This window comes from Enterococcus sp. AZ067 (genome assembly GCF_051715005.1).
In the GTDB taxonomy this organism is placed as follows: Bacteria; Bacillota; Bacilli; order Lactobacillales; family Enterococcaceae; genus Enterococcus_D; species Enterococcus_D casseliflavus.
The window spans coordinates 3,231,249-3,257,834 of record NZ_JBIOSY010000001.1 but is presented as its reverse complement, the minus strand read 5'-3'; the positions used below and the strand labels follow the sequence as shown (position 1 = coordinate 3,257,834).

24 protein-coding genes are annotated in these 26,586 nt (G+C 43.4%); 19 read left to right on the top strand and 5 right to left on the bottom strand.

Translation table 11 applies throughout. The features are described from left to right. The first annotated feature begins 57 nt into the window (after positions 1 to 57). The 5 genes from opp3b to IGI82_RS15395 are packed head-to-tail and all read left to right on the top strand — an operon-like array spanning position 58 to position 5,076. Positions 58 to 999 carry an oligopeptide ABC transporter permease gene (gene opp3b / locus IGI82_RS15415; RefSeq protein ID WP_005227991.1) on the top strand — a complete coding sequence of 314 codons (942 nt, stop codon included), beginning with the start codon at positions 58 to 60 and terminating at the stop codon, positions 997 to 999. After that, positions 999 to 2,042, top strand: a complete 1,044-nt coding sequence (locus IGI82_RS15410; protein WP_005227994.1) for an ABC transporter permease — start codon at positions 999 to 1,001, stop codon at positions 2,040 to 2,042. The genes opp3b and IGI82_RS15410 overlap by 1 nt, the downstream gene beginning before the upstream one ends. Beyond that, positions 2,042 to 3,094, top strand: a complete 1,053-nt coding sequence (locus IGI82_RS15405) for an ABC transporter ATP-binding protein (protein ID WP_216593164.1) — start codon at positions 2,042 to 2,044, stop codon at positions 3,092 to 3,094. The genes IGI82_RS15410 and IGI82_RS15405 overlap by 1 nt, the downstream gene beginning before the upstream one ends. A gap of 14 nt (positions 3,095 to 3,108) precedes the next feature. Continuing rightward, positions 3,109 to 4,047 (top strand): ABC transporter ATP-binding protein, encoded by a 939-nt coding sequence (locus IGI82_RS15400; RefSeq protein WP_438842453.1) that lies wholly within the window; start codon positions 3,109 to 3,111, stop codon positions 4,045 to 4,047. Positions 4,048 to 4,077: 30 nt separating this feature from the next. After that, positions 4,078 to 5,076 (top strand): RNA-guided endonuclease TnpB family protein, encoded by a 999-nt coding sequence (locus IGI82_RS15395; RefSeq protein ID WP_438842452.1) that lies wholly within the window; start codon positions 4,078 to 4,080, stop codon positions 5,074 to 5,076. 145 nt (positions 5,077 to 5,221) lie between these two features. Here IGI82_RS15395 and IGI82_RS15390 read toward each other — a convergent pair whose 3' ends face one another. Together IGI82_RS15390 and IGI82_RS15385 are read right to left on the bottom strand one after the other, a co-directional pair. Continuing rightward, the gene (locus IGI82_RS15390; RefSeq protein ID WP_005228002.1) at positions 5,222 to 6,052 is read right to left on the bottom strand and encodes an NUDIX domain-containing protein; all 831 of its coding nucleotides are present in this window, start codon (positions 6,050 to 6,052) and stop codon (positions 5,222 to 5,224) included. Between the two features lie 50 nt (positions 6,053 to 6,102). Then, entirely contained in the window at positions 6,103 to 6,378 is a 276-nt protein-coding gene (locus IGI82_RS15385; protein WP_005228003.1) for a hypothetical protein, read from the bottom strand. A gap of 356 nt (positions 6,379 to 6,734) precedes the next feature. Here IGI82_RS15385 and metG point away from each other — a divergent pair, with 356 nt between their 5' ends. From metG to IGI82_RS15335, 10 genes are all read left to right on the top strand, one after another. Beyond that, positions 6,735 to 8,741, top strand: a complete 2,007-nt coding sequence (metG, locus tag IGI82_RS15380) for a methionine--tRNA ligase (RefSeq protein ID WP_005228005.1) — start codon at positions 6,735 to 6,737, stop codon at positions 8,739 to 8,741. A 262-nt stretch (positions 8,742 to 9,003) separates the two neighbouring features. Continuing rightward, entirely contained in the window at positions 9,004 to 11,682 is a 2,679-nt protein-coding gene (locus IGI82_RS15375; RefSeq protein WP_005228006.1) for a cation-translocating P-type ATPase, read from the top strand. Positions 11,683 to 11,853: 171 nt separating this feature from the next. Then, positions 11,854 to 12,282 (top strand): hypothetical protein, encoded by a 429-nt coding sequence (locus IGI82_RS15370; RefSeq protein ID WP_005228008.1) that lies wholly within the window; start codon positions 11,854 to 11,856, stop codon positions 12,280 to 12,282. A 494-nt stretch (positions 12,283 to 12,776) separates the two neighbouring features. Then, positions 12,777 to 14,270, top strand: a complete 1,494-nt coding sequence (abc-f, locus tag IGI82_RS15365; RefSeq protein ID WP_086337849.1) for a ribosomal protection-like ABC-F family protein — start codon at positions 12,777 to 12,779, stop codon at positions 14,268 to 14,270. A gap of 474 nt (positions 14,271 to 14,744) precedes the next feature. Continuing rightward, positions 14,745 to 15,818 (top strand): ABC transporter ATP-binding protein, encoded by a 1,074-nt coding sequence (locus tag IGI82_RS15360; protein WP_438842451.1) that lies wholly within the window; start codon positions 14,745 to 14,747, stop codon positions 15,816 to 15,818. Beyond that, positions 15,818 to 16,699 (top strand): carbohydrate ABC transporter permease, encoded by an 882-nt coding sequence (locus tag IGI82_RS15355; RefSeq protein WP_438842450.1) that lies wholly within the window; start codon positions 15,818 to 15,820, stop codon positions 16,697 to 16,699. Before IGI82_RS15360 ends, IGI82_RS15355 begins: the two co-directional genes overlap by 1 nt. 4 nt (positions 16,700 to 16,703) lie before the next feature. Continuing rightward, positions 16,704 to 17,522, top strand: a complete 819-nt coding sequence (locus IGI82_RS15350; protein WP_005228015.1) for a carbohydrate ABC transporter permease — start codon at positions 16,704 to 16,706, stop codon at positions 17,520 to 17,522. Then, the gene (locus tag IGI82_RS15345; RefSeq protein WP_005228016.1) at positions 17,506 to 18,798 is read left to right on the top strand and encodes an MBL fold metallo-hydrolase; all 1,293 of its coding nucleotides are present in this window, start codon (positions 17,506 to 17,508) and stop codon (positions 18,796 to 18,798) included. Before IGI82_RS15350 ends, IGI82_RS15345 begins: the two co-directional genes overlap by 17 nt. 16 nt (positions 18,799 to 18,814) lie before the next feature. Then, positions 18,815 to 20,098 (top strand): ABC transporter substrate-binding protein, encoded by a 1,284-nt coding sequence (locus IGI82_RS15340; protein ID WP_016609876.1) that lies wholly within the window; start codon positions 18,815 to 18,817, stop codon positions 20,096 to 20,098. Between the two features lie 176 nt (positions 20,099 to 20,274). Then, positions 20,275 to 21,822 (top strand): bifunctional metallophosphatase/5'-nucleotidase, encoded by a 1,548-nt coding sequence (locus tag IGI82_RS15335; RefSeq protein ID WP_438842449.1) that lies wholly within the window; start codon positions 20,275 to 20,277, stop codon positions 21,820 to 21,822. Between the two features lie 43 nt (positions 21,823 to 21,865). Here the strand turns inward: IGI82_RS15335 and IGI82_RS15330 are convergent, their stop codons facing one another. From IGI82_RS15330 to IGI82_RS15320, 3 genes are read right to left on the bottom strand one after another with little or no spacing between them, the layout of a single operon-like run. Continuing rightward, positions 21,866 to 22,027 carry a hypothetical protein gene (locus IGI82_RS15330; RefSeq protein WP_005228019.1) on the bottom strand — a complete coding sequence of 54 codons (162 nt, stop codon included), beginning with the start codon at positions 22,025 to 22,027 and terminating at the stop codon, positions 21,866 to 21,868. Between the two features lie 33 nt (positions 22,028 to 22,060). Further along, entirely contained in the window at positions 22,061 to 22,411 is a 351-nt protein-coding gene (locus IGI82_RS15325) for a hypothetical protein (RefSeq protein WP_005233740.1), read from the bottom strand. Between the two features lie 19 nt (positions 22,412 to 22,430). Then, positions 22,431 to 23,453, bottom strand: a complete 1,023-nt coding sequence (locus tag IGI82_RS15320; protein ID WP_087628030.1) for a lactonase family protein — start codon at positions 23,451 to 23,453, stop codon at positions 22,431 to 22,433. Positions 23,454 to 23,571: 118 nt separating this feature from the next. Here IGI82_RS15320 and IGI82_RS15315 point away from each other — a divergent pair, with 118 nt between their 5' ends. From IGI82_RS15315 to IGI82_RS15300, 4 genes are all read left to right on the top strand, one after another. Further along, on the top strand, positions 23,572 to 23,925 hold the full coding sequence (locus IGI82_RS15315; RefSeq protein ID WP_005228025.1) for a PTS glucitol/sorbitol transporter subunit IIA: 354 nt from the start codon (positions 23,572 to 23,574) through the stop codon (positions 23,923 to 23,925). Between the two features lie 15 nt (positions 23,926 to 23,940). Continuing rightward, positions 23,941 to 25,122, top strand: coding sequence for an AI-2E family transporter (locus IGI82_RS15310; protein WP_115232822.1), 1,182 nt, complete (start codon positions 23,941 to 23,943; stop codon positions 25,120 to 25,122). 281 nt (positions 25,123 to 25,403) lie between these two features. Then, the gene (locus IGI82_RS15305; RefSeq protein WP_115232821.1) at positions 25,404 to 25,973 is read left to right on the top strand and encodes a TetR/AcrR family transcriptional regulator; all 570 of its coding nucleotides are present in this window, start codon (positions 25,404 to 25,406) and stop codon (positions 25,971 to 25,973) included. 33 nt (positions 25,974 to 26,006) lie between these two features. Continuing rightward, positions 26,007 to 26,546 (top strand): flavodoxin domain-containing protein, encoded by a 540-nt coding sequence (locus tag IGI82_RS15300; RefSeq protein WP_438842448.1) that lies wholly within the window; start codon positions 26,007 to 26,009, stop codon positions 26,544 to 26,546. The last annotated feature ends 40 nt before the right edge of the window (positions 26,547 to 26,586 follow it).

The following is a 26,586-nucleotide window of genomic DNA, read 5'->3' as shown; positions in this document are numbered from 1 at the left end:
CTATGTTAATTTACATAATTATTGAATAGAAGTCAAAATACTTAAGGGGGAAACTGCGTGAACAGCTTTTTGAAATATTTATTGAAACGAGTGTTCTACATGGTCTTAACATTATGGCTGATTGCCACGATCACCTTTTTCTTGATGCAATTTTTGCCAGGAACACCATATACGAATGCTGAAAAATTAAGTCCAGAACAAATTGCCTTGCTAAATGAGCAAGCAGGATTGGACAAACCGATCATTACCCAATATTGGCTTTATTTGACCAATTTACTAAAAGGTGACTTTGGGATCTCTTTCCAATTTAAAAACCAGCCAGTAGCGAATTTATTATCAGGAAGAATCGGACCTTCACTGCAACTAGGGCTACAAGCGATCATCTTTGGTACGTTCTTTGGGATCATTTTAGGAACGATCTCTGCGATGAAACAAAATACTTGGATCGATACAACGTCTACCTTAGTGGCGATCTTAGGACGTTCGATCCCTAACTTTGTCTTTGCCGTGTTGCTGCAATACATTTTTGCCATCAAACTAGGGATCTTACCGATTGCTAAGTGGGAGACTTTTGCCAGCACGATCCTACCGACCGTCGCCTTGGCGATGTCGCCGTTAGCGGATTCCGCCAGGTTTATTCGAACCGAGATGGTGGAAGTGCTGCATAGTGATTATGTCGAGTTGGCACGAGCAAAAGGGTTGAGCCGCTGGGAAATTGCCTTCAAGCATGGTTTGCGGAATAGTTTGATTCCGTTATTGACGCTGTTAGGACCGCTAGCTGTCGGTTTGATGACGGGTTCTCTTGTCGTAGAAAATATTTTTGCGATCCCAGGTATCGGTGAACAGTTCGTAAAATCAATCATGACCAATGACTATCCAACGATCATGGCGGTAACAATTCTTTATTCCGCGATGTTGGTCTTTGTTATTCTTGTTGTTGATATTTTATATGGAATCGTTGATCCGCGGATCCGAGTTTCAGAAGGGAGTCGTGGCTAATGGCAGAGAAACCTTACACAGCAAATGATGTTGCTGCCATCGATGCAGCCAAATTTCAACCGTTACAAAAAAATACCAATGAAGAGCGTGAAGCGATCGCAACCCCTTCATTAACGTTTTTCCAAGATTCATGGCGTCGTCTGAAAAAGAACAAAGCCGCTGTTTTCTCAATCATTTTGTTGCTGATCATTATCGCGATCTCAATCATTACGATTTTTGTCTCGCCGCATGATCCAACCGCGCAAAATGTAACCTTTACAAATCTGCCGCCGAAAATTCCTGGTATCAACATCAATGGCTTAAACGGCTATGCGATGGTGGGAGGCGAGCTAGTAGATAAGTATGCAGCTGCCAATGTTCCTGACGGGACGTATTTCCTTTTAGGAACGGATGGCTTGGGTCGTGACCTATTGAGTCGTCTATTTGTAGGAACACGTATTTCCTTGTTGATCGCGTTTATCGCGGCAATGCTTGACATTATCTTTGGTGTAACCTATGGCCTGATCTCTGGTCTTTTAGGTGGACGGATCGATAATGTGATGCAACGTTTTCTAGAAATCTTATCTGGTATTCCAAACTTAGTGGTAATGATCTTGATGTTGGTGGTTTTTGAACCTGGGATCTTCTCGATCGTGGCAGCAATGGCGATCACTAACTGGATTCCAATGGCGCGGATCGTACGGGCCCAAACGATGAAACTAAAAGATCAAGAATTCGTTTTAGCCGCAACGACGCTGGGTGAAAGTCGCCTCAAGATTGCGATGAAACACGTATTACCGAATATTTCCAGCGTGATCATCGTACAAATGATGTTCAGTATCCCCTCGGCGATTTTCTTCGAGGCCTTCCTAAGCTTTATTGGGCTAGGATTAAAACCACCTTCAGCATCTTTAGGGATGTTACTAAGCGATGGCTACAAAACCTTCTTGTTCCTGCCTTACCAAATGTGGGTACCAGCTGTGACCTTGTCTGTGATTATGATTGGGTTCAACTTGCTGGCAGACGGTTTGCGTGATGCCTTTGATCCGAAAATGAAAGAGTGATTGCTATGAAAAAAGTCTTAGAAGTGAAAAACTTAGAAATTTCTTTTGACACCTTTGCTGGGAAAGTCCAAGCGATCCGCGATGTCAGTTTCGATCTATACAAAGGAGAAACCTTGGCGATCGTGGGCGAATCTGGGAGCGGCAAGTCCGTGACGACCCGCAGTATCATGGGGTTGTTAGCCAGCAATGCCAATGTCGATAATGGCCAGATCCTCTTCAATGGGACGGACATTTTGAAAAAATCCGAAAAAGAACTGCAAAAAATCCGTGGCAAGGAAATCGCCATGATTTTCCAAGATCCAATGACTTCATTGGACCCAACGATGCCGATTGGCAAGCAAGTGGCAGAATCATTGATGAAGCACAACAAAATCAGTAAAAAAGAAGGCTTGCGACAAGCGTTGGAACTATTGAACCTTGTCGGCATCCCGAATGCTGAGAAACGCTTGAAAAATTATCCGCATCAATTTTCTGGTGGTCAACGGCAGCGGATCGTCATTGCGATCGCGTTGATCTGTTACCCGCAGATCTTGATTGCAGATGAACCAACGACTGCATTGGATGTAACGATCCAAGCACAAATCTTAGAGTTATTAAAAGATATCCAGAAGAAAATCAATTCGTCCATCGTCTTCATTACCCATGACTTAGGGGTCGTTGCCAATGTGGCGGATCGGGTGGCCGTGATGTACGGTGGGAAAATCGTCGAAGTGGGGACCGCAGAAGAGATCTTCTATAACCCACAACATCCATACACTTGGGGCTTGTTAGGTTCGATGCCGACGTTAGAAGGAACAGGCGATCGCTTGTACGCGATTCCTGGTTCACCTCCAGATTTGTTAGATCCGCCAACAGGTGATGCTTTTTATCCACGGAACGAGTTTGCCTTGCAGATCGATGCTGAACAGCAACCGCCATTCTTTGACGTCTCACCGACGCATAAAGCGGCCACTTGGCTGTTAGCGCCACAAGCACCGAAAGTGACTCCGCCGGATGAGATCTTGATTCGCTGGAAAAAATTCCAAGAAAAAAATACTCAGGCATCTGTCTAAAGGAGGAGAAACGGTTGGAAAAAGTTTTACTTGAAGTAAAGAATCTCAAACAATATTTTAACGTTGGCCGCAAAGACGAAGTCAAAGCCGTCGATGATATCTCCTTCCAAATCTATGAAGGAGAAACCTTTGGTCTAGTCGGTGAATCCGGAAGCGGAAAATCGACGACTGGACGGACGGTGATTCGTTTGAATAACCCTACCGGAGGCGAAGTTCTTTTTGATGGACAAGATGTTATGAAAATCAAAGGCAAGAAACCACTGGCTGATTTTCGTCGAGAAGTTCAAATGGTCTTCCAAGATCCTTATGCTTCCTTGAATCCACGGATGAAAGTTCGGGACATTATTGCCGAAGGGATCGATATCAACGGACTAGCCGAAAATGAAAAAGAACGCAATGATCGGGTGGATGAACTTTTGCGAACCGTCGGACTAAACCCAAGTCACGGGACCCGTTATCCTCATGAATTTTCAGGTGGACAACGTCAGCGGATCGGGATCGCCCGCGCGTTAGCCGTCGATCCAAAATTCATCATCTGTGATGAACCAATCTCGGCATTGGATGTTTCGATCCAAGCCCAAGTCGTCAACTTGCTGCAAGATCTGCAAGAAGAACATAAATTGACGTACTTGTTTATCGCCCATGATTTATCGATGGTCAAACACATCAGCGATCGGATCGGCGTGATGCACAACGGCAAACTGCTAGAAGTAGGCACCAGCGATGAAATCTATCATTACGGGGTCCATCCGTATACTGAAAGTCTTTTATCAGCGATTCCGCTGCCAGATCCTGACCATGAGCGTCAACGCAAACGGATCAAATACGTCAGCGAACCAAACGATAACCAAGAACGAGCAATGGAAGAGATCGCACCAGGACATTTCGTTTATGCCACGAAAAAAGAAGCCAAGATCTATCAAGAAAAGTTAGCACAAAAAAAGGGGAACTAGCGTCAAAGGTATAGGGAGTGTTAGGAGGAGATGAAACTGGGTGTTTTAAAAGCATACAAATTTCGGATCTATCCTAATGGACAGCAAAAACAGTTTTTCATCGAAACCTTCGGCTGTGTACGTTTTACGTACAATCAACTGCTGGAGGCAAAGATGGAGGAGCTGGCCAACAATGAAGCAAAGCAAGGGTTGACGCCAGCCAAACTAAAAAAGGAGTATCCTTTTTTGAAGGAGACCGATAGTTTGGCATTGGCGAATGCACAACGGAATCTGGACCGAGCGTTTCGAAATTACTTTCAAAAGCGGGCTGGCTTTCCAAAAATGAAAACCAAAAAAAGTATCTGGCAATCGTATACCACCAATAATCAGCAGCACACCATTTATTTTAAAGACGATCAAATCAAGCTGCCAAAGCTTAAAACATTGGTTCCCGTAAAAAAGCATCGGGCGATCAAAGGGAAGATCAAATCGGCAACGATCTCAGCAAAAAACAACGAAGAGTTTTACATCTCGATCCTTTGTTTGGAAGAGATCCCGCAATTGCCGAAGCAGCAAGCCTCTGTCGCTGTTGTTTATGATCCGCAGCAGTTGGTCAAAGCCAACCAGCCGATACCCATCACCTGTGAGCATGCCATCCAAACGAAGCAAAAGCTGACGCGAGCAGAACGCAAACTTCAGGTGAAAGCGACGGCGGTCAAACGGAAGAAAATCCTTTTGACCCAGGCGCGAAATTATCAGAAGCTAAAAGGAAAGGTCGCTCGCCTTTATCGTTTTCACTGCTGTCAAAAGCGGGAATTCATCGATCAAGTCAGCTACCATCTCGTAAAACAGTACGATACGATCTATTTGGAACAAATCGCAGAAGATACGGTTTTAAAAGCTGGTCATTACAGCATCAGTGATTGGCATCAATTCGTTCGCAAAATCCAGTACAAAGCGCAGTGGTACGGCAAAGAACTGCGTTTTGTCACGTTGGATACGCAGGACCAACAGAAGCTAGAACGGCTCTCAGGCGAAATGAGCAGCTGAGTCGCTTGAACTGGAAGGAACGCCAGGGATCGCCTAGGGTATAGAAAAAATCTTTCTGATTTTTGTTTCTAGGAACCACGTTCACTAATTATGATTAACCAGCAACCCCCTGCCAAACTACGGTCTGACAGGGGGTTGTATTTTTTTACATTTTGTCACCTAAAAATGCGTCATTTAAGCGATAGATCTTTGAGGGACGCCCGATGCCGACGGGCTTTTCGCCAACTTCCGTAAAATATTGGAGCATGGATTTTTTAAAGTTGGAATGATCGATCATTTTAAAATCGATCCCTAAAAACTTGGCGAATACTTTACGGGCTTCCGTGATCGTAAAGTCTTTGCCTAACACGAGCAGCACTTGTGGCTCGTGTTCCATCTTGTTGGCAACCCGTTTGAAAGCTTTGAGAATGATCGCGCTGTGGTCAAAAGCCAACGTATCTTTTCCAACAGAGGCGCCAGTCACTAGGTCAAGAATGATCTCGATCTCACCGCTGGTCAAATAAATTTGATTGGCTTTTCTTTCTAGAGAGAACCAGCGTACTTGGTTCGCATCGTCACCGGCACTTAAGGGTTCTTCACCGATAAAAGCCAAATAGCTGACGGTGATCACCCAACCGCGAGGATCGCGATCTGGGGTGCTGAAGGTATGCAGCTGTTCGATGTTTTGCTTGGAGATGGTGACCCCGATCTCTTCTTGCGTCTCACGGATCACACTTTGCCCCGTCGATTCATTGGGATTGACGAAGCCTCCCGGCAATGCCCAAGAATTACGGAAAGGGTGGCCCTTTCTTTGGATCAGCGCAATTTTTAATTGTTCTTCTTCTTTGTTGTAACACATCAAAACCATATCGACGGTTACGGAAGGTTTCTCGTATTTCGGCTGATCTTGCGCCTGATACCATGTAAGAAACTCTGCTTCTGACGCTTCTTTTTCATAGTAGTGTTTTTCAGCTGATTTTGAGGTAAATTCTTTCATTGGTTTCTCCTGCCTTAGATAAAGTAAGTAGCTGAACGCGACGGTTTTCCTTAACGGAAAAAATAAGGAACGATCAAATTAAGGAAAAATAATGCGAGATAAAGCCAAGAAGACGGCGGGTGTTCTTTGAGTGCTGAATAGCCCCAAAGAGCGATCCAGAGCAAAAAAAGCACACGGAGGACTGCCATCGCTGTTGCAAAGAGCGCAGCATAATCATGGCTATTGAAGTACGCAAACAAAAAGGGGTAACTTGTGGTTGAAAAAAGCAAGTGTCCCACAGAAAGCACAGTTAAAAGCAAAAAATGCTGTTTGTTTTTTCGAGTCATAGCGTTCCTTTCTATAAGTGAAGTCTTCCTCATTATAGCAAAAGAAGCACCTGTTAATCAAAGAGAGATAAAACACCTTTATTTCCTAAGAGATTCGTTGTCAGGATCAGATTCTTCCCCTAGAACATTGAAGTGAACGGCTATCTGCGCTATGATAACTAGTAGAAAAGAAATGCTCAAATCTGCTGGTTTATTTGCTGCGTGTTAAGGACCAAAACGATTCCTTTGTTCCTTGTAGACCATGGAAAAAGGTCTTAGGTTATCCGCTTTTTTGATTAAAATTATAGCATTTTTGGGTTGCGAACTGTATACTACCTAAGTATACACTTTACTAGTGAAAAGGAGGACTTGCGTCCATGGCTGAAAAAGAAACATTCTATATTACGACGCCAATTTATTATCCAAGCGGCAAGCTGCATATCGGGAATTCTTACACGACGATCGCTTGTGATGCGGTAGCACGATACAAACGATTGATGGGCTTTGATGTCTTTTATTTGACGGGTGTCGATGAGCACGGTCAAAAAATCGAGAAAAAAGCAGAAGAACTTGGCGTAGATCCGCAAGAATACGTCGACAAAATGGCAGCTGACGTCAAGAAACTATGGAACACACTAGACATCAGTTACGATAAATTTATCCGCACAACGGATGATTACCATAAAAAAGCCGTTCAAAAAATCTTCCAGCAATTGCTTGATCAAGGAGATATCTATCTTGGTGAATATGAAGGGTGGTATTCCGTTTCTGATGAAGAATACTTTACTGAAACGCAATTAGCAGAAGTTTACCGAGATGAAGAAGGCAAAGTCATCGGCGGTAAAGCGCCAAGCGGTCATGAGGTAGAATTGGTGAAGGAATCTTCTTATTTCTTCCGCATGAGCAAATATGCCGATCGTTTGGTTGAATACTATGATGAGCACCCCGAGTTCATTCAACCAGAATCACGTAAAAATGAAATGCTGAATAATTTCATCAAACCAGGCTTAGAAGACCTGGCTGTTTCCAGAACGACCTTTAAATGGGGCATCCCAGTCACTGCTAGTCCTGAACACGTGGTGTATGTGTGGATCGATGCGTTATCCAACTATATTACGGCATTAGGCTATGGCTCAGACGACGATTCCTTATTCCAAAAATACTGGCCAGCTGACGTGCATATGGTTGGGAAAGAAATCGTGCGTTTCCATACGATCTATTGGCCAATCATGCTGATGGCATTAGACTTGCCATTGCCGAAAAAAATCTTTGGCCATGGCTGGTTGATGATGAAAGACGGCAAGATGTCGAAATCTAAAGGCAATGTCGTTTATCCAGAAATGTTAGTGGAGCGCTACAGCTTAGATGCGTTGCGTTATTATCTCTTACGGGCGGTTCCTTTTGGCAGCGATGGTGTGTTTACACCAGAAGATTTCGTTTCTCGTTTGAACTACGATCTAGCTAATGACTTAGGCAACCTGTTGAATCGGACGATCGCTATGATCAATAAATATTGTGATGGCTTAGTGCCAGATTATGCCTCAAAAGTGACGCCTTTTGATAGCGAGCTGTCAACGACTGCTGCCAATGTTGTTGGTCGTTACCATGAAGCCATGGATAAAATGGAATTCAGTACGGCATTGTCAGAAGTATGGACGTTGATCTCCCGTGCCAACAAATACATTGACGAAACTCAACCATGGGTGTTAGCCAAAGAAGAAGAAAAGCGTGCGGAATTAAACAGTGTAATGGTTCATTTAGCGGAAAGCTTACGCATCGTTGCGATCTTATTGCAACCGGTGATGACAGAAACACCAGCCAATATTTTCCAACAATTAGGATTGGCTTCTGTTGCCATGGATCTGAAAGATTTACGCTTTGGTGAATTTCCAAGCGGCACGAAAGTCGTTGCCAAAGGCACACCGATTTTCCCACGTTTGGAACTTGAAACAGAAGTAGCCTACATCCAAAAGAAAATGGCTGAAGGGACGCAAAGTCCAGAAGAAACAGTCAAATGGAATCCAGAAGAAACCACATTGCAATCCGAAAAAGCCGAGATCAAATACGAAGACTTCGACAAGATCGAATTAAAAGTGGCAGAAGTCGTTGACTGTCAAAAAGTCAAAGGCGCCGACAAGCTGCTGCAATTCCGCTTAGCTGCGGGAGATGATCAAGATCGTCAAATTTTATCGGGGATCGCTGAATTTTATCCAGAACCGCAAGATTTGATCGGTAAAAAAGTCGTGATCGTTGCTAACTTGAAACCGCGGAAAATGCGGGGACAAGTCAGCCAAGGAATGATCCTTTCAGCAGAAGACAATGACGGTCGTCTGCAAATCGTGGAAGCACCAAAAGGCATGCCAAACGGCTCGATCATCGCCTGATTCTTAGGAGAAATCCTTCTGCTAGTTTCAGCAAAAATAAAATTGCCAGACCTGAAAAGTTTTTGTATAATGTAGGTTATTGACATGAACATGAGGGAGTAATTGGCGGATTTCATCTGCGGCAGTATCACCATCCTGAAAGAAATTTCTGGTGCTGTCTTAAACAGTGAGACTTATGTATGCTTAGACAGTGCATACATAAGTCTATTTTTTTTCATATCATGTACAATAAAGGAAGAGTAAATATAAAAGGAGGAGAAACATGTCAGAAGAAAACAAAAAGGAACAGCTATCGCAGGCGTTTTATGCGCAAGAAGCGCAGCATGTTCTGGAAGAAATGCAAACAGATGCCAATGGATTAACGAACGATGAAGCACAAAAACGCTTATCTGAGTATGGTCCCAACGAATTAGAAGAAGGCAAAAAGAAATCGATGGTACAAAAATTCTTTGAACAATTTAAAGATTTGATGATCATCGTTTTGCTAGCGGCGGCGATTATCTCAGCAGTCGTTTCCCATGAAGTCGTGGACTCAATTATTATTTTAGCAGTTGTCATTATCAACGCGATCATGGGTGTCGTTCAAGAGGCGAAGGCGGAGCAGGCGATCGAAGCACTAAGAGAAATGTCTACACCAAATGCCAATGTGTTGCGTAATGGTCATACCGTCACCATCAAGAGCGATGAATTGGTGCCGGGGGATATTGTTCTATTAGAAGCTGGCGATGTCGTACCGGCAGATTTACGCCTTTTAGAAGCAAGTTCTTTAAAAATTGAAGAAGCTGCTTTGACCGGTGAGTCCGTACCAGTCGAAAAAGAATTGACCGTCATCGAAGGGACGGATGTCGGGATCGGCGATCGCGTCAATATGGCATATTCAAACAGTAATGTGACCTATGGCCGCGGCAAGGGGGTCGTGGTCAATACAGGGATGGGAACTGAAGTTGGGAAAATCGCTGGCATGCTGGCTAGCGCCCAAGAAACCGAAACACCATTGAAGCGTAACTTAAATGAACTAGGAAAATTCCTGACGATCGCCATCATTATCATTGCAGTGATCATGTTCTTTGTTGGAACGATCTTTAACAATACGTCATGGGTCGACATGCTATTGACTTCGATCTCATTAGCAGTAGCGGCGATCCCAGAAGGGCTGCCAGCGATCGTAACGATCATCTTAGCCTTAGGTACGCAAGTAATGGCGAAACGAAATGCAGTGATCCGTAAATTGCCAGCGGTTGAAACCCTTGGGGCAACCGATATTATCGCTTCTGATAAAACTGGTACGTTGACGTTGAATCAAATGACCGTGGAAAAATTGTATGTCAATGACAAGCAACATGCTGCTTCAGAAGATATTCCGTTAGACAACATGGCATTAAAAGTCATGAACTTTGCCAATGATACAAAATTTGGTGAAGAAGGCAACTTGATCGGTGATCCGACTGAGACCGCATTGGTGCAATTCGGGATGGATCAAGGATTCCATGTGCGAGATCTTGTCAATCAAGAACCACGGGTAGCAGATCTGCCATTTGATTCTGACCGAAAACTTATGAGTACGATCCACCAACAAGAAGACGGTCGCTATTTAGTTGCTGTCAAAGGCGCACCAGATGTCTTGCTAGGCAGAACCTCAAAAGTACTACTGGACGGCCAAGAGCTGCCGATGACCAATGAAGAAAAAGAAAAAATCTTATTCAACAATACCGATATGGCAAAACAAGCACTGCGGGTATTGGGGATGGCCTACAAATATGTAGACCAAGTACCAGAAAACTTAGAATCAGAAATCGTCGAAAATGATTTGGTCTTTGCTGGCTTAGTCGGAATGATCGACCCAGAACGGGCAGAAGCAGCCGATGCGGTACGTTTAGCCAAAGAAGCTGGGATTCGTCCAATCATGATCACCGGAGACCACCGCGATACAGCTGAAGCCATTGCGGGACGTTTAGGGATCATCAAACCGGGCGATGATGATGCCGTCTTGACTGGCGCTGAACTCAATAAAATGAGCGAAGAAGAGTTTGCCCAAAAGGTAGCGAACTACTCAGTCTATGCACGGGTATCACCTGAACATAAAGTTCGGATCGTCAAAGCTTGGCAACAAGAAGGCAAAGTCGTTGCCATGACTGGTGACGGGGTCAACGATGCACCGTCACTGAAGCAAGCCGATATTGGTGTCGGCATGGGGATCACAGGTACCGAAGTTTCTAAAGGTGCTTCCGATATGGTCCTAGCAGATGACAACTTCGCTACGATCGTCGTAGCAGTGGAAGAAGGACGAAAAGTCTTCTCCAATATTCAAAAAGCGATTCAATACTTGCTAGCCGCTAACCTAGGGGAAGTTTTGACCTTGTTCTTAGCAACCTTGTGGGGTTGGGACTCGCTATTGCCGATCCACTTGCTTTGGATCAACCTAGTAACGGATACATTCCCAGCAATTGCTTTAGGAATGGAGCCTGCTGAAAAAGATCTAATGAAACATGCACCGCGGGGACGCAGTTCCAACTTCTTCTCTGGTGGTGTGATGAGCAGTATCATCTACCAAGGGATCTTAGAAGCGGCAACCGTGCTGTTCGTTTATTGGTCAGCGATCCAATGGCCCGTTCACAATACGTACGATGCGATCCATGCCGATGCCTTAACGATGGCCTTTGCCACGTTAGGATTGATGCAGTTGTTCCATGCCTTCAACGTCAAATCGATCCATCAGTCGCTCTTTAAAGTAGGGGCATTTAGAAACAAAGCCTTCAATTGGGCGATCCTGTTGTCCTTTGCGTTGATGCTGGTGATCTTCATCGTGCCAGGATTAAATGATATCTTCCGTGTTGCACACCTTGACTTGTATCAATGGGGCATCGTTTTAGGCGCCTCCTTTGCGATCATTCCAGTCGTTGAGATCGTCAAAGCGATCCAACGAGCAATGGGACGCAAATAAGCCAAAAATAAACGGAAAAACAATCAATGGTCTGCTGTCCTTCTCCCTAGGCAGCAGGCCTTTTTTTGCTGGCTTATTTTCGATAAACCCTGCGGCTGTTACTTGACCTTTTCATTTGCAGTAAGAAACGGTAAAATAGGAGATAATAACAAAGAAAGTAGGGGACCCACTGTGCGACCAAACTTAGGTTTTTATGTACAAACAATCAACGATCTTGTCAAAGAAACAGAAGCGATCGGGGAGAAAATGAATCCCAATTATGAAGAGATCCGCAAAGCGATCGACGAGAAGAAAGAAGCCGAGGTAACACCTGAGCGGCTAGCTGAGATTACCAGAATTTTTAAAGAAGGCACGGACAAATACCGCTTGATGCTGGAAAAAATCAGCAAATTGCGTCCCCCAGCGAATGTGATGGGGATCCATAAAAAATTCGAACGGGCGTATATGAAATATGTTGCTGGCTGTGATGAGATGATTTTGAGTCTCGATAACAAAATCGACCAAGAAGCCTTTGATGCGGCAGAAGCCAAGCAAGATGAAGCAACCGACGAAATTTCTTTTGCCATTCAACGGATGACGGCTTTATTGTTAAAAAAATGATAAACATTCAAGTTAAACAAGAGTTATTTAATTTAACTGTTATGTTTTTCACATGTAAAGTTTTTTTATCGGAGGTATAATGAATTCACAACCAACAACCTTTTTATTTTTCATTTTACTCCTTTTGCCATCAGGACTAACCAACCTGATGGTTTTTTTGTGTTTTAAGTGTTTTTTAATGAAACGTTTCCAGCAATAACGGGTTTAGTTTGTGAATAAAATATAAAGGAAAGCAGCAGGGGGTACTGAACTTGCGCTTTTTTGCCGATCAATGCTATACTTAGGGTACTATTAAACGAAATGAGGGATCCTCCATTGAAAAATTAACCAATTTGTTGAAAGCTGCATGAAACTGTTCCTCCAAGGGGATAGTCTGCAGATTTTCAGGATTGGTTGACTTTTTCGATGGGGGATCTTTTTGTGTGCCTCTAAAAACTGATTCTGAAAATAGCTTTAGGTCTACTCTATTCCGTGAATAGAGACGAGGTATATTTATGTCGAATATCAGTATTAATCATTTAACTTTTGGCTTTGACAGCCAGGAACGGTTGCTTTTTGAGGATGCCAACTTGAACCTTGATACACAATGGAAATTAGGGTTGATTGGCAGAAATGGTCGCGGCAAAACGACCTTGCTGCGTCTGCTGCTCAATGAATTGCCTTATAGTGGCTCGATCACCCATGAGCAGCAATTCGTTTATTTTCCCTTACCTGTCGCTGACGATAAGCAACTGACGCTTTTTGTTTTACAGGAATCTGGCGAATTTGAGCAGTGGCGTTTGGAACGGGAATTGAACCTGCTGCAGCTTGATCCAGAAGTTCTTTGGCGGCCCTTTGCCACTTTATCTGGCGGCGAGCAAACGAAAGTCCTGTTGGCGCGGTTGTTCGTTGATGAAGAGAATTTCCCTTTGATCGATGAACCAACCAACCATTTGGATGTGACCGCTCGCGAACATGTTGCCCGCTATTTGCAGCAAAAAACCGGGTTTATCGTTGTGAGCCATGATCGACAGTTTGTCGATGAAGTCGTCGATCATGTGTTGGCGATCGAAAAAAGCCGCTTGGTGTTGTACAAAGGGAATTATTCAGTCTATGAGCTGCAAAAGCAGCAAAAAGATGCGTATGAGCAAGAACAAAACAGCAAGTTGAAAAAAGAAATCGGTCGTTTGAAGCAGACGGCAGCCGAGAAAGCGGAGTGGTCCCGAGGACGCGAACGGGACAAATTAGGGTCGCCGACCAAAAAAGGCAGCGGGGCAATCTATGATACGGGGGCGATCGGTGCCCGAGCGGCACGGACCATGAAGCGCTCGAAAGCGATCGTTAAACGGATGGAAGATCAAATTCAAGACAAGTCTGCGTTGTTAAAAGACATTGAGTGGATTGATCCTCTGAAAATGACTCCGCTTGTTAGCCATCATGATGTGTTGCTGGAAGCAGAGCATTTTCAGCTCGGCTATGAGAAGCCTTTGTTTAAACCGCTGACGTTTGCGATCCGTCAAAAAGAGCGCTTGGGGATTCAAGGGGCCAACGGATCTGGCAAGTCCAGTTTGATTGCGAGTATTTTAGGTACTTTCGATGGACAGCAGACAGGGACGATCAAAACAGCCCATGGGATCACCATCAGTTATGTCCGACAAAACTACGAGGACAACTGTGGGATGCTGACAGAATTTGCCCAAGAGCATGGCTTGAATTATCAAGATCTGCTAAATAACTTAAAAAAGCTTGGCTTGGAAAGAGCTGTCTTTCAAACGCCGATCCAGCAAATGAGCATGGGGCAGCGTAAACGCGTGGAACTAGCCAAATCATTAGCGACACCAGCAGAATTGTTTATCTGGGATGAACCGCTAAATTATTTGGACGTCTTCAATCAGAAGCAATTAGAGGAAGTGATCCATTTGGTGGAGCCTTCTATGCTAATCATTGAACACGACCGTTATTTTCTTGAGCAAGTTTCAACGAAATTGCTGACGCTGACGGGTGACTGAGGCGAAGGATAGAATGAAAAAGGATGATTGTTTTTTAAATAATCATCCTTTTTTTGTTATTTTAAAAGAAGAAATACTGATGGTCTTAGTAAACAATTACTAAAGGTGCTTTTGGACAAAAAGTCGCGTAAAAATAGTGTTAACATCAATGGATACTAAAGGATTGATAATTTTTACCCGTTTTTCATGAAAATTTTCTAAAAACGTTAAAATGTTCGTGTTTACTGGCTAGAAACTGCGTTGTTTGGCTCATTGTTTTCTCATTAAAAGGTAAATTAATTAAAAATTCTTTCATAATTCCCAATGATTTTTACAAAACATTTACAATAATGGTATCGAATAAAAACATTCGTTTGTTATGATTAAAATCGAATTTCTTTGAGCGTTTGACCGAAACATCAAGAGTTCGTTTTTTTTGTGACTTGAAATGCCAGTCAACTATTCGGAGGAAAAAGAGAAAATGGAGGGGCAGTTTTGATAGAAGTAGTCGGGTTGAAGAAGGTTTTCGATAATAAGTTTGAAGCCTTGAAAGCAGTAGATTTTACAATAGAAAAAGGCGATTTGGTTTGTTTGTTGGGACCAAGTGGTTGTGGGAAATCGACGATATTGAATTTGATCGCGGGGTTGTTGAGTCCCACCGATGGTGATATCCGCTTTAATGGTTCTTCCGTTGTTAAGACCGAGCCAAAAGACCGCAATATCGGGTTTGTTTTTCAGAATTATGCCCTTTATCCCCATATGACTGTTTTAGAAAATGTCATGTTTCCACTGACAGTCGGAGAGAAAAAGATCAAGAAAAACGAAGCACAGAAAATTGCTGAAAAGTTCATGAAACTGACCAATATTGAAGAGTTAAGTCAGAAAAAACCAGGAACCCTTTCTGGCGGACAGCAGCAACGGGTAGCGATCACGCGTGCCTTGGTGCAAAGTCCAGAAGTCTTACTACTGGATGAACCATTAAGTAACTTAGATGCCCGTTTGCGCTTGAAGATCCGTGAAGAGATCCGTCGGTTAGTCAAAGAAGTAGGAATCACTACGATCTTCGTGACTCATGACCAAGAAGAAGCTCTTTCTATCAGTGATAAGATTATTTTGATGAATGAAGGGATCATTCAACAAAATGATGATCCGCAAAACCTTTACTTAGAACCAAACAATCTTTTCGTAGCGAAATTCATTGGTAATCCAATCATCAACATCTTGCCAGTAGAAGTCAAAGAGGGACAAATGATCCATCCAGCATTCACGATCCCAGTTGACCGCTTTACCGACATTCGCTTCAAGAAACCATTGACAGACGGCCAATATACGTTAGGTATTCGTCCAGAAGATGTGCTGACCACCTTACAAATGGGGTTGTTCCAAACAGAAATCAAGAGTGTGGAGCTGATCGGACGAGAACGAATCTTGAACTTTGATCTTGCTGCAAAACATATGAAATCGATCGTTAGTATTGAAGAGATCATTGAAGAAGGCGCGCAAGTGTCATTTGATTTTCATTACAAAAAAGCCTTTATCTTTGATGAAAAAGGAGAGCGGGTCTACTAATGTTCAAAAAAAATTATAACCCTGAGAATCAACCAAAGGCGTGGCTGTTTTTACTGCCTTCATTGGTCATTATTTTCTTATTCAGTGTGTATCCGCTGTTTCGTTCTTTCATCATGAGTTTCCAAAAAGGAACCTTGATTAACCAACAGTATGCTGGGCTTGAGAACTATCAAAGGGTTTTAACGGACCCCGTATTCTCTCGAGCACTGCAAAACACAGCGCTGTTTGCTTTTGCGGTCGTGCCGATCTCGCTGGTCCTCTCATTAGCGATCGCGTGGATCATTTTTGAAAAAGTCAAATACAAAAGTTTTTTTGAAACGATCTTCTTTATGCCCTATGTCACAAGTACGATTGCGATCGGGATCGTGTTTCGTTACTTTTTCAACGGCTCTTACGGGATCATTAATTATCTGCTAGGTCTTGTCGGCATTGCGCCAGTTAACTGGCTAGATAACGTCAATATGAGTATGACGACCTTGATCATCTTTGGCGTTTGGACGAGCCTCGCCTTCAACATTATTATCTTGTTGGCAGGAATGCGCAACATCGACAAAGAACACTACAAAATCGCAAAAATGTTTGGCGCCACCGATGGCGAGATTTTTCGGAAAATCACCTTTCCGCAGTTGATCCCGACTTTTGCCTTCTTGTTAACGGTCAATCTGATCAGTGCCTTTAAAGTCTATACTCAAGTATATGCCTTGTTTGGCGGACAGCCAGGGATCGCCCGCAGTGCAACCACGGCAGTCTTTTATATTTATGACAAATTCCATATCGCCGGACGTCCGGGGATTGCAATGGCGGCAACCGTGATCTTGTTCATCATTATTTTGCTCGTCACCTTTATCCAAAATAAACTTTTGAAGAAAGTGGGCGAATAAACGAATGAAAAAAATTGTCACGATTGTTTCGATGCTGTTTTTAGCAATTTTAGCAGTGATCACGCTGTTTCCCTTTGTCTATATGATTTTAGCTGGTCTAATGACCTACAGTGAAGCAACCAGTATTCCACCGACGATCATGCCAGAGTCTTTCCAGTGGAGCAACTACGGGGAAGTCTTTACCCGAGCACCGTTTTTACGCTACTTCTTCAATACGGTCTTTGTTTCAGCGGTCACTACCATAGCGACGCTGATCACGGCAATTTTAGCTGCTTTTGCATTAACGAGCCTTGAATTCAAATACAAGCGTCTCGTGATTGGTTTGATGATCTCCTTACTGATGGTTCCATATGAATCCATCATCTTTACCAATTACAATACGATTGCTCGAATGGGCTTATTGAATACGTATAGTGCCTTGATCATTCCGTTTCTGACCAGTATTTTTTACATCTATTATTTAAACGGTTATTTACAAAGTATTTCTAATACCTTTTATAAGGCAGCCAAAATTGACGGTGCCAGCGACCTAGCTTATATCCGCCGAATTTTGATCCCCATGTCTAAACCAGCCTTGGTGACAGTCGGGATTCTGACGTTCATCTCTAGCTGGAATTCTTTCTTATGGCCGTTGTTAGTGACGAATGAGAAAAAATACCGTCTCTTAAATAATGGATTGGCTGCCTTTACCACAGAAAGCGGCAGTGACGTTCATTTACAAATGGCGGCAGCGACCTTGACCGTCATTCCAATTCTGATCATTTACTTGATCTTTAGAAAAGAAATTATCAAAGGAGTGGCTAAAGATGGCATCAAAGGATAAAACGACGATTACCTTTCATAGCGGGATCTTAACGATTGGAGGGACCGTCATCGAAGTTGCGTACAAAGATGCCCATATCTTTTTTGACTTCGGTTCGGAGTATCATCCAGAAACACCCTTACCAGATGAAGAATTACAAACGTTAGTTGCGCATCGCTGGATACCAGAACTGAAAAATGTCTACGATCCACGCTTAGATTACACGTACCAAGGAAGCGAAACGAAAGAATACCAAGAAACAGCAGTTTTTCTTTCCCACGCCCATCTGGATCATTCCAAGATGATCAACTTTTTAGACCCAAATATTCCTATGTACACCTTGAAGGAAACCAAAGCGATCCTCGAAGTGTTGAATCAAAAAGGGGACTTCTTGCTGCCCGTTCCTCATGAAGAAAAAAGCTTTGTCCGTGAATTGATCGGCTTAGAACCCCATGATGTGATTCGGGTCGGGGAAATCGAAGTCGAGATCATTCCAGTCGATCATGATGCGTACGGTGCGGCAGCTTTGTTGATTCGCACGCCAGATCATTTTATCGCTTATACCGGTGATTTGCGTTTGCATGGCTATCATCCAGAGCGTACCAAAGAATTCTGTCAGTTAGCCAAACACACGGATTTATTGATGATGGAAGGGGTCAGCATCAGCTTTCCAGAAAGAGAACCGGACCCCAAAGCGATCACAGTGGAAAGTGAAACAGAATTGATCGAGACCTTCGTGCGTTTGGTCAAAGAAAATCCCCAACGACAAATTACTTTCAATGGCTATCCAGCCAATGTCGAGCGCTTTATGGCGCTTGTTGAAGCCGCGCCGCGGACGGTTGTTTTAGAGGCGACGCAAGCTGCTTTGTTGAAAGAAATTTTCAATAAAGATGTACCGTTCTATACGATCGATGATCAAGTACCAGCGACTCTCGATCCAGCCTTCGCCATTTCTTATCAGGCATTATGTGCCGACACGAGCCAGTACCTTTGGCAAGCAGTCGCGCATTTTGAAAACTTGCAGACGGGTGGTTTGTATATTCACAGTGATGCGCAGCCGTTAGGCGATTTTGATCCAGCTTATCAAGTCTTTTTGGATCAATTGGCAGCACTGGAGATCGAATTTGTCCGTTTGCCAAACTCGGGACATGCGAAACCAGCTGATTTAGATCAGATCATTGCATGGATCGAGCCCCAACGATTGGTTCCAATCCATACGCTGAAACCAGAAAATCTGGTGAATCCGTATGGTGAAAGAATATTGCCGCAACGCGGTGAAAAAATTATTTTAGAGTGATAGAGGAGAGGAAAAAATGAAAACAAAGAAACTTGCATTTGCAGCAGCTGCAGCCGCGACATTGGTATTAGGGGCTTGTGGAAACAACAACGATTCATCTGGTTCTACCGAAAGTGATGAAATCGTTACAGAACTAAGCGAAGATACGACTGTCACCTTTTGGCATGCAATGAATGGTGCGCAAGAAGAATCATTGACGAAATTGACCGAGCAATTCATGGACGAAAATCCAAACATCAAGATCGAATTGCAAAACCAATCAAGCTATCCTGATTTGCAAGCAAAGGTGAATTCAACCTTGCCTTCACCAAAAGATCTACCAACTATCACACAAGCATATCCTGGTTGGTTATGGAATGCTGCCCAAGATGACATGTTAGTTGACCTTGGCGAATACATCAACGATGATACTATCGGTTGGGGTGACCAAGAAGAGATCCGCAGTGCCCTTTTAGATGGTGCACAAATCGACGGCGTGCAATACGGGATTCCTTTCAACAAATCTACAGAAATGCTGTTTTACAATGCAGACATGTTAGACGAGTATGGTATTGACGTACCAACAAACCTGGAAGAATTAAAAGAAGCTTCTCAAGAAATCTATGAAAAATCAAACGGTGAAGTCGTAGGTGCTGGTTTTGACTCATTAAACAACTACTATGCCATCGCAATGAAAAATCAAGGCGTTGATTTTGACAAAGACTTGCAATTAGACAGCGATGAATCAAAAGAAGTCATCAACTACTACCTAGATGGTGTCAAAGACGGCTACTTCCGAATCGCTGGTTCTGACAAATACTTGTCTGGTCCATTTGCCAACGAGCAAATCGCAATGTATGTCGGCTCAATCGCAGGGGAAGGCTTTGTTAAAAAAGATACCGAAGGCAAATTTGAATATGACGTAGCAGCTCGTCCAGAACCAATCAACTTGCAACAAGGAACTGACTTGTATATGTTCAACAGCGCAACACCAGAGCAACGCACCGCTGCTTTTGAATACATGAAATACTTAACTTCGCCAGAAGCGCAAAAAACATGGGCGATCGATACCGGCTACATGCCAGTTGTTGAATCTGTTTTGGAAAGCGATGAATACAAAAACAATCCTGAAACAAAAGTCGCTGCCAAATTAGAAGATGCAACCAAAGAGTTGTTCTCGATCCCAGTGATTGAAAATGCTGATCCTGCTTACAATGAAATGCGTTCAATCATGGAAAACATTTTGTCTAATACAGATCAAGATGTCGATCAATTGATTGAAAACGCGAAACCACAATTAGAAGATGCTTGGAACCAATAATTCTGAATTTCTTCGTCAAAATAGGGTATAATCAGGGAAACACCTGAGAATGAAAGACAAAAGGGTTTGTGCCATAAGGTTTAAAGACACAAGGAAGCAGAAAATGCTGGCTTTCGAGGGTTTTCGACTTATGCGCATGCCCTTTTGGTCTATTGAGGGGAAAAGGAGTCTTTTGAATGAAAATCACGTTTTTAGAAACGAGCGATATGCATGGCTATGTCTATCCAACCAATTTTGCCGATGACACGGAACAAGGATTCGGCGTGGCAAAAGTTGCTACCAAAATGAAAGAGCTACGTCAAGCAGCCACCGGACCGGTCGTAACGATCGAAAATGGCGACTTTATCCAAGGCTCGCCCTTAAGCTATTACATCGCCAAAAGCCAGCACTCCGTTGCCGCATTGACCGCTGTCGTCAACCACCTGGACGTTGATGTCCATGTCTTAGGCAATCATGAGTTCAACTACGGTCTGCCTTATTTGCAAGAAGCGATCGCCAGCTACCAAACACCAGTACTCGCAGCGAATATTTTAAATGAAGCGGGAGAACCATTCTTTGGCCGAGCTTACACCATCATTGAAAAAGAAGGGGTAAAGATCGCGATCTTAGGAATGGTGACGCCATATATTCCTCATTGGGAACAGCCTGCGACGATTCGCGGGATGCAGTTTGTCAGCATCGTTGAGACAGCGAAAAACTATGTGCCTTACTTAAGAGAGCAAGCCGATATCGTTGTCGTCAGCTACCATGGCGGCTTCGAGCGTGATTTAGTCACTGGAGAACCGACCGAATTATTGACTGGTGAAAATGAGGGCTATCAATTATTGCAGGAAGTCTCAGGAATCGATGCGTTCTTCACAGGACACCAGCACCGTGAGATCGCCACAAAAATCAATGGTGTCCCCGTTGTACAGCCCGGTTATCGTGGAAGCTTTATCGGCGCCATCGAATTGACGGTTGAAAAAAATCAGACAGGGGTTCATGTCACAAACAGTACGGCTGCGTTGATCCCTGTTGCAGATGCTGTCCCAGATCAAGAGACGTTAGCTTTGTTAGCACCCATCGAAGAAGAATTACAAACCTGGCTAGATCAGCCGTTAGGCAAAGTCAGTGGGGATATGCGAATCACCGATCCGATGGGGGCACGCTTGAAAGAGCACCCTTATATTGAATTTATCAATCGTGTTCAGATGGCTGCCAGTGGCGCCAAAATTTCTGGTACTGCTCTTTTCAACAATGAAGGCAAAGGCTTTGGCGCAACTATCACGATGCGGGATGTGATCACCAATTATATTTACCCAAATACGTTAGCTGTAGTCAAAATAACAGGTGCCGAATTAAAAGCCGCTTTAGAACAAACGGCGGATTATTTAGCCGTTGTTGACGGTCAGATCGTCTTCAATCCTGCTTTTATTGAGCCAAAACCGCAATATTATAACTACGATATGTATGAAGGCATCGAGTATACGATCGATCTTAGTCAACCCGTCGGTCAGCGAATCACCCGCTTGGACTTTGAAGAAAAAGCCATTGCGATGGATCAAGAATTAGAGATCGTCATTAACCAATACCGTGCAGTAGGTGGCGGCAACTACGCCATGTTTTCTGCCGAAAAAATCGTTCGTGAGATTCAAGTCGATATGACGGAACTGATTGCTGACTATTTAAAACAGCATCCTCAGATCGAAGCTACGACGAATCAAAACTTTCTAGTGACGTTATAACAGTAAAACAGCCTGCGATGCTTCTTTCATCGCAGGCTGTTTCTTAATTTTCTACATTGCGTACATAGTCATCAAAGTATTTTACCAAATCCGCTTTGACTTGTTGATAGTCTTCTTCGGAATACTCTTTGTCTTCTAGTTTTGCTTCGAAAAACGGCATGGCCAATTCTTCTCGTAAACGATCCAACACTTGTTCTTGGTTCATAACGTCACCTTTTTCACATTTGATTTGATTTCATCATAACAAATGAAATGAGGCTGTCAATGCTTCGTAAGTGTCTTTCATTTTTTCTAAACGATTTTTTAAAGAAACAAAATCATCGTCATCATGAAAAAGGACTTGTTTTAATTCAAAATAATAGATCTCAAAAGCATCAAAGAAAGCAATGACTTCCGCTGTTTGCAGCTCTTTGGCAGTATCGCAGCGAATATAGGCTTTTTCAGCGATCGCATACGTTTCTGCAGTTGTTAATAGGACCAATGATTCATTGTATTTGCGGCTCGTCACTAGTTCAAAGGTTGATTGACATTTATTGTAGATATTAGAAAAATCTTTGAGCACAAGTTCCTTTGGTGTTTTATCAAACATGGGGGAATCCTCCAAAACTTTATTTTTTGAATAAGACGCAGACACATTCTGGTGCGTAGATGTCTTTTTCTAAGACAGTCAATTTGCCAGTGGCTTCATCGCGTTTGTATAACGTTAGGTTATCAGAATTTTGGTTGGCACAAACGAGATAATCGTTTGTCGGGTCCAAATCGAAATCGCGAGGGAAGTCGCCTTCAGTCGAGATTGATTGAACAAAAGTCAGGCCAGCGCCTTCATCGGTTACTTCAAAAACAGCGATTGAATTATGGCCGCGATTTGAGCTGTAAACAAAACGGCCATCGTTCGAGATACGTACCGCAGCGCCACTGTTGAAATCCGTAAAGTCCGCAGGGATCGTTGGCACCTTTTGGATTTTCTCAAAACTGCCATCTGCTTCATTGTAGCGTAAAACAGTCAATGAGCTGTCTAATTCGCCCACTAAGTAAGCGTATTGGTTAGTTGGATGGAAGACCAAGTGACGTGGACCAGTTCCGTCTTCTGCCACGTAAACGGAAACTTCTGTCAGTTTGCCATCTTCTGAAATATCATAAGTATATACCCGGTCTGTTCCAAGGTCACAAACTGCTAAACGTTGGTCTGGTGTTAAGTCAGTATAGTGGACATGAGGTTTGTCTTGGTTTTCATGAGAGCCGACGGGTTCATCATGGTAGATGCTGTCCGTTGCTTCGATGCTGCCATCCTCTAGAATTTTATAAACATTCACTTCACCTTTATGGTAGTTGGCACCATATAAAAGCTGACGGGTTTCATCAACTGCTACATAGCAAAGTGGTGCGCCTTCTTCCGTTGCGGTATTCAGCAAGGTAAAGTCTGGGGTATAAGCAGCTGCGCCGCCGTTGCCATCTACTTCTGTGACGCTGTAAACTGCTTCTTTTTTACTGCGGGCAAGATAAGTCGGACTTTTTTCTTCCGCGCATAAGGTCAAATCGGTCAGTGTTCCTTTTTCCGTATCTAAAGCGATCGAATAGATCCCTTTACTTTCGCGACGAGTGTACGTACCTAAATAAATCGTTTGCAACATAAAAAAACCTCCTAATAGTTTCATTCCTATTTAATTCTACCATAGAATGCGGTTTTGGGCGGGTAGAAAAACTCTTTATGTTATAATAAACAAGAAGATAGAAAGGGGAGTTTGTCATATGAAAAAAGGGACGATCAAAGAAATCGGTCCACAAGCGATCGATTCGCAAGAAAGAATGATCATCTTTTTTGGGGAAGAAGCGACCGACACACTGCGAGAATATTCAGTCATTCAAACGATTCCTGATTCGCAAGCGTTAGTCGTCACAAAAGGGGACCAGATCACTTTTGGTGATCAGACCTATCAAGTCCAATATGTAGGGACGGTCGTAAACCAAATCCTGCAAACGATCCAGCATGTGACCTTTGTCTTTGACGAAGTGCCGGCTGAAGATCAGCTTTCAAGTGCGATTTATTTAACGCCAACTGTTTTGCCGAAACTAGAAGTCGGCATGCAGGTGACGTACGACTAGGAGGCAAAGAATGTCATGAAAGAAACGCAGAAAAAGCCGCATTCCTGGTTTTGGAAATGGTTTTTAAACAATCAAGCAGTGACCAGCTTGCTGGTCATTTTATTGATTCTCTTGATTTTGCTGCTCTTTACGAAAGTGTCGTATTTGTTTGAACCCGTCTGGCAATTTTTAGCCATCGTCGGATTGCCAATCATTTTGGCGGGGATCTTGTATTACTTGATGAACCCCACCGTCGACTACTTAGAACGCAAGGGAATCAAACGAATCTACAGTATTTTTGGTCTCTTTATTTTAGTGGTTGGTCTGATCGTCTGGGGTGTGGTGGTGATCATCCCTAAGATCCAAGAGCAATCCATGAGCTTTGCGGATAATTTGCCAGGCTACTTGACGATCATCGAGAATAAGGTGAATGAGATTCTCTCTGATCCAATCTTCTCGCAAGTCCAAGAGCAGATCGAAGCCTCGAATGAGAAGCTGATTTCTTCTTTGACGGATATCGTCCAAAACCTTTCCCGCAGCACGATTCAAAATCTAGGCAGTTTCTTCGGCGCCGTTGCAACGATCGTTTTAGCGGTCATTACCATGCCATTTATTTTGTTCTACCTACTGAAAGATGGCCGTAAACTAGCCCCTTATTTTGTTAAATTTCTGCCAACCAAAATGCGCCAGCCATCACTGGTCGTCTTAAAAGAGATGAACGATCAAGTATCCTCCTATATTCGGGGACAACTGACGGTGGCGTTTGCGGTCGCAGTGATGTTTATGATCGGGTTTAGTATCATTGGCTTAGATTATGCCATCACACTGGGGATTGCAGCGGGATTTCTAAATTTGATCCCTTATTTAGGATCTTTTTTGGCCATGATCCCTGCGGTCTTTTTAGGAATCGTCGGTGGACCCGTGTTACTGATCCAAGTGCTGATCGTCTTTGTCATTGAGCAGACCATTGAAGGCCGCTTGATTTCGCCATTAGTTCTAGGAAACGAGTTGTCGATTCATCCTGTCACGATCCTGTTAGTCCTCTTGACTTCAGGAAAACTGTTTGGCCTTGTTGGGGTCATTTTAGGGATTCCTGTGTATGCGGCAGCTAAAGTGGTCATTACCCATGTGTTTGAATGGTATACGCGGGTTTCCTCCTTGTATGAAGAGGAAGAACCGATCCCCGAAGCGCCACCAGAGAACACCCCAGAAGTGTAGCAGCTTCGAGTGTAAAAGAGTCCATACGTATTATCTACGGTACAGCCTTTTTCTGTGGGCTGTACCTTTTTTGTGCGGATAAAAGAGCCAGCAATCATTGGAAAGTAACGGAAGATTTACAACCTATGAACGATGATTTTTGAGAAATAGACAACTCTTTATTCAATAGAAAGAGCGAGGGATAGTGGCCTGGACCCAATTGACTTCGAAGGAACTAAATAATATAATCGATTTATATAAAGAGTTTATATAACGCAACTTGTGCTTAGGGAGGGCAATGAATGCCGAAACAACGAATAACAAAGGAAATGGTGGTTGATGCCGCCTTTGAGATTGCACGAAAAGGCGGTATGGAGCAAGTGATCGTCAAGAACATTGCCGAGAAGTTAGGCTGTTCAGTCCAGCCCATTTATAGTTACTGCACCAATATGGAGGGCCTGCGAACAGAAGTGGAGCAGAAAGCACGGCAATTTTTACAAGCGTATCTAGAAGCCCATAGCGACCCCCAGGATCTGTTTCGCAGTACCGGACACGCGTATTTGCAATTGGCGAAAGAAGAACCCCATATTTTGAGTATTTTTGTCTTACAAAAAAGAGCGAATGTTTCGTCATTAGAAGATCTGTATCAGTTGGAGACGAATCCTCAAGTAGCCCAAAGGATTGCCGTCGATTTGAATATCAGTATAGAAACCGCCAAACAGCTACACATGCATATGCTCATTTACACGATCGGAATCGGTACGATTTTCTCAGTAACGACACCCGGTATTCCACTAGATGAAATCTATGCACAACAGGAAAAAGCGTACGAAACGTTTTTAGAACAAGCAATTGCTGGCACAAAACCATAAGGTGCAGTCCTAACTGCAGAGAGGAGTTCCCCCATGAAAAACGGCATTATTGTTTATCAATCGAAATACGGCGCTGTCAAAAAGTATGTCCACTGGCTTCAAGATGCAACAGGTTTTTCCAGCCTAGAAACCCCAAAAGCGAAAATAACTGAAGTAATGGATTATGACACAATTATCTTCTGTGGGGGAATCTATGCATCGGGTATTGCTGGACTGTCCTTTTTAAAAAAGAATACCAACCAGCTAAAAGACAAAGAGATACTTATCTTTTGTGCGGGAGCCTCTGCTCCAGAAGAAGATGTTGTGAAAAAACTCAGAGAACAGAATCTCACGGGTCCGCTAAAAGACATCCCCCTTTTTTACGGCAGAGGACAATGGCAGGAAAGCAAAATGAATTTCTTTGATCGAAACTTAGTGAAAATGTTAAGAAAAGCTGCGGCTAAGAAAGCGCCTAACACCTATGATCCGCAGATGAAGGCGCTCATGGAAGCCAACGGACAAGATTGTGATTGGACAGATAAAAAGTACTTGGGTCCGTTGGTGGATTATTTGGAGCAGGGACTGTTTCAATAGTAAAGGCCAATTGCAGCTCAGCTGATTTTTCTTTTGTAGT

Coding starts and splice junctions, on each gene's coding strand:
- IGI82_RS15410 (WP_005227994.1), top strand. CDS start 999: ATGGCAGAGAAACCTTACACAGCAAATGATGTTGCTGCCATCGATGCA.
- IGI82_RS15395 (WP_438842452.1), top strand. CDS start 4,078: ATGAAACTGGGTGTTTTAAAAGCATACAAATTTCGGATCTATCCTAAT.
- IGI82_RS15390 (WP_005228002.1), bottom strand. CDS start 6,052: ATGAAAGAATTTACCTCAAAATCAGCTGAAAAACACTACTATGAAAAA.
- IGI82_RS15385 (WP_005228003.1), bottom strand. CDS start 6,378: ATGACTCGAAAAAACAAACAGCATTTTTTGCTTTTAACTGTGCTTTCT.
- metG (WP_005228005.1), top strand. CDS start 6,735: ATGGCTGAAAAAGAAACATTCTATATTACGACGCCAATTTATTATCCA.
- IGI82_RS15375 (WP_005228006.1), top strand. CDS start 9,004: ATGTCAGAAGAAAACAAAAAGGAACAGCTATCGCAGGCGTTTTATGCG.
- abc-f (WP_086337849.1), top strand. CDS start 12,777: ATGTCGAATATCAGTATTAATCATTTAACTTTTGGCTTTGACAGCCAG.
- IGI82_RS15355 (WP_438842450.1), top strand. CDS start 15,818: ATGTTCAAAAAAAATTATAACCCTGAGAATCAACCAAAGGCGTGGCTG.
- IGI82_RS15350 (WP_005228015.1), top strand. CDS start 16,704: ATGAAAAAAATTGTCACGATTGTTTCGATGCTGTTTTTAGCAATTTTA.
- IGI82_RS15345 (WP_005228016.1), top strand. CDS start 17,506: ATGGCATCAAAGGATAAAACGACGATTACCTTTCATAGCGGGATCTTA.
- IGI82_RS15340 (WP_016609876.1), top strand. CDS start 18,815: ATGAAAACAAAGAAACTTGCATTTGCAGCAGCTGCAGCCGCGACATTG.
- IGI82_RS15335 (WP_438842449.1), top strand. CDS start 20,275: ATGAAAATCACGTTTTTAGAAACGAGCGATATGCATGGCTATGTCTAT.
- IGI82_RS15330 (WP_005228019.1), bottom strand. CDS start 22,027: ATGAACCAAGAACAAGTGTTGGATCGTTTACGAGAAGAATTGGCCATG.
- IGI82_RS15325 (WP_005233740.1), bottom strand. CDS start 22,411: ATGTTTGATAAAACACCAAAGGAACTTGTGCTCAAAGATTTTTCTAAT.
- IGI82_RS15320 (WP_087628030.1), bottom strand. CDS start 23,453: ATGTTGCAAACGATTTATTTAGGTACGTACACTCGTCGCGAAAGTAAA.
- IGI82_RS15315 (WP_005228025.1), top strand. CDS start 23,572: ATGAAAAAAGGGACGATCAAAGAAATCGGTCCACAAGCGATCGATTCG.
- IGI82_RS15310 (WP_115232822.1), top strand. CDS start 23,941: ATGAAAGAAACGCAGAAAAAGCCGCATTCCTGGTTTTGGAAATGGTTT.
- IGI82_RS15305 (WP_115232821.1), top strand. CDS start 25,404: ATGCCGAAACAACGAATAACAAAGGAAATGGTGGTTGATGCCGCCTTT.
- IGI82_RS15300 (WP_438842448.1), top strand. CDS start 26,007: ATGAAAAACGGCATTATTGTTTATCAATCGAAATACGGCGCTGTCAAA.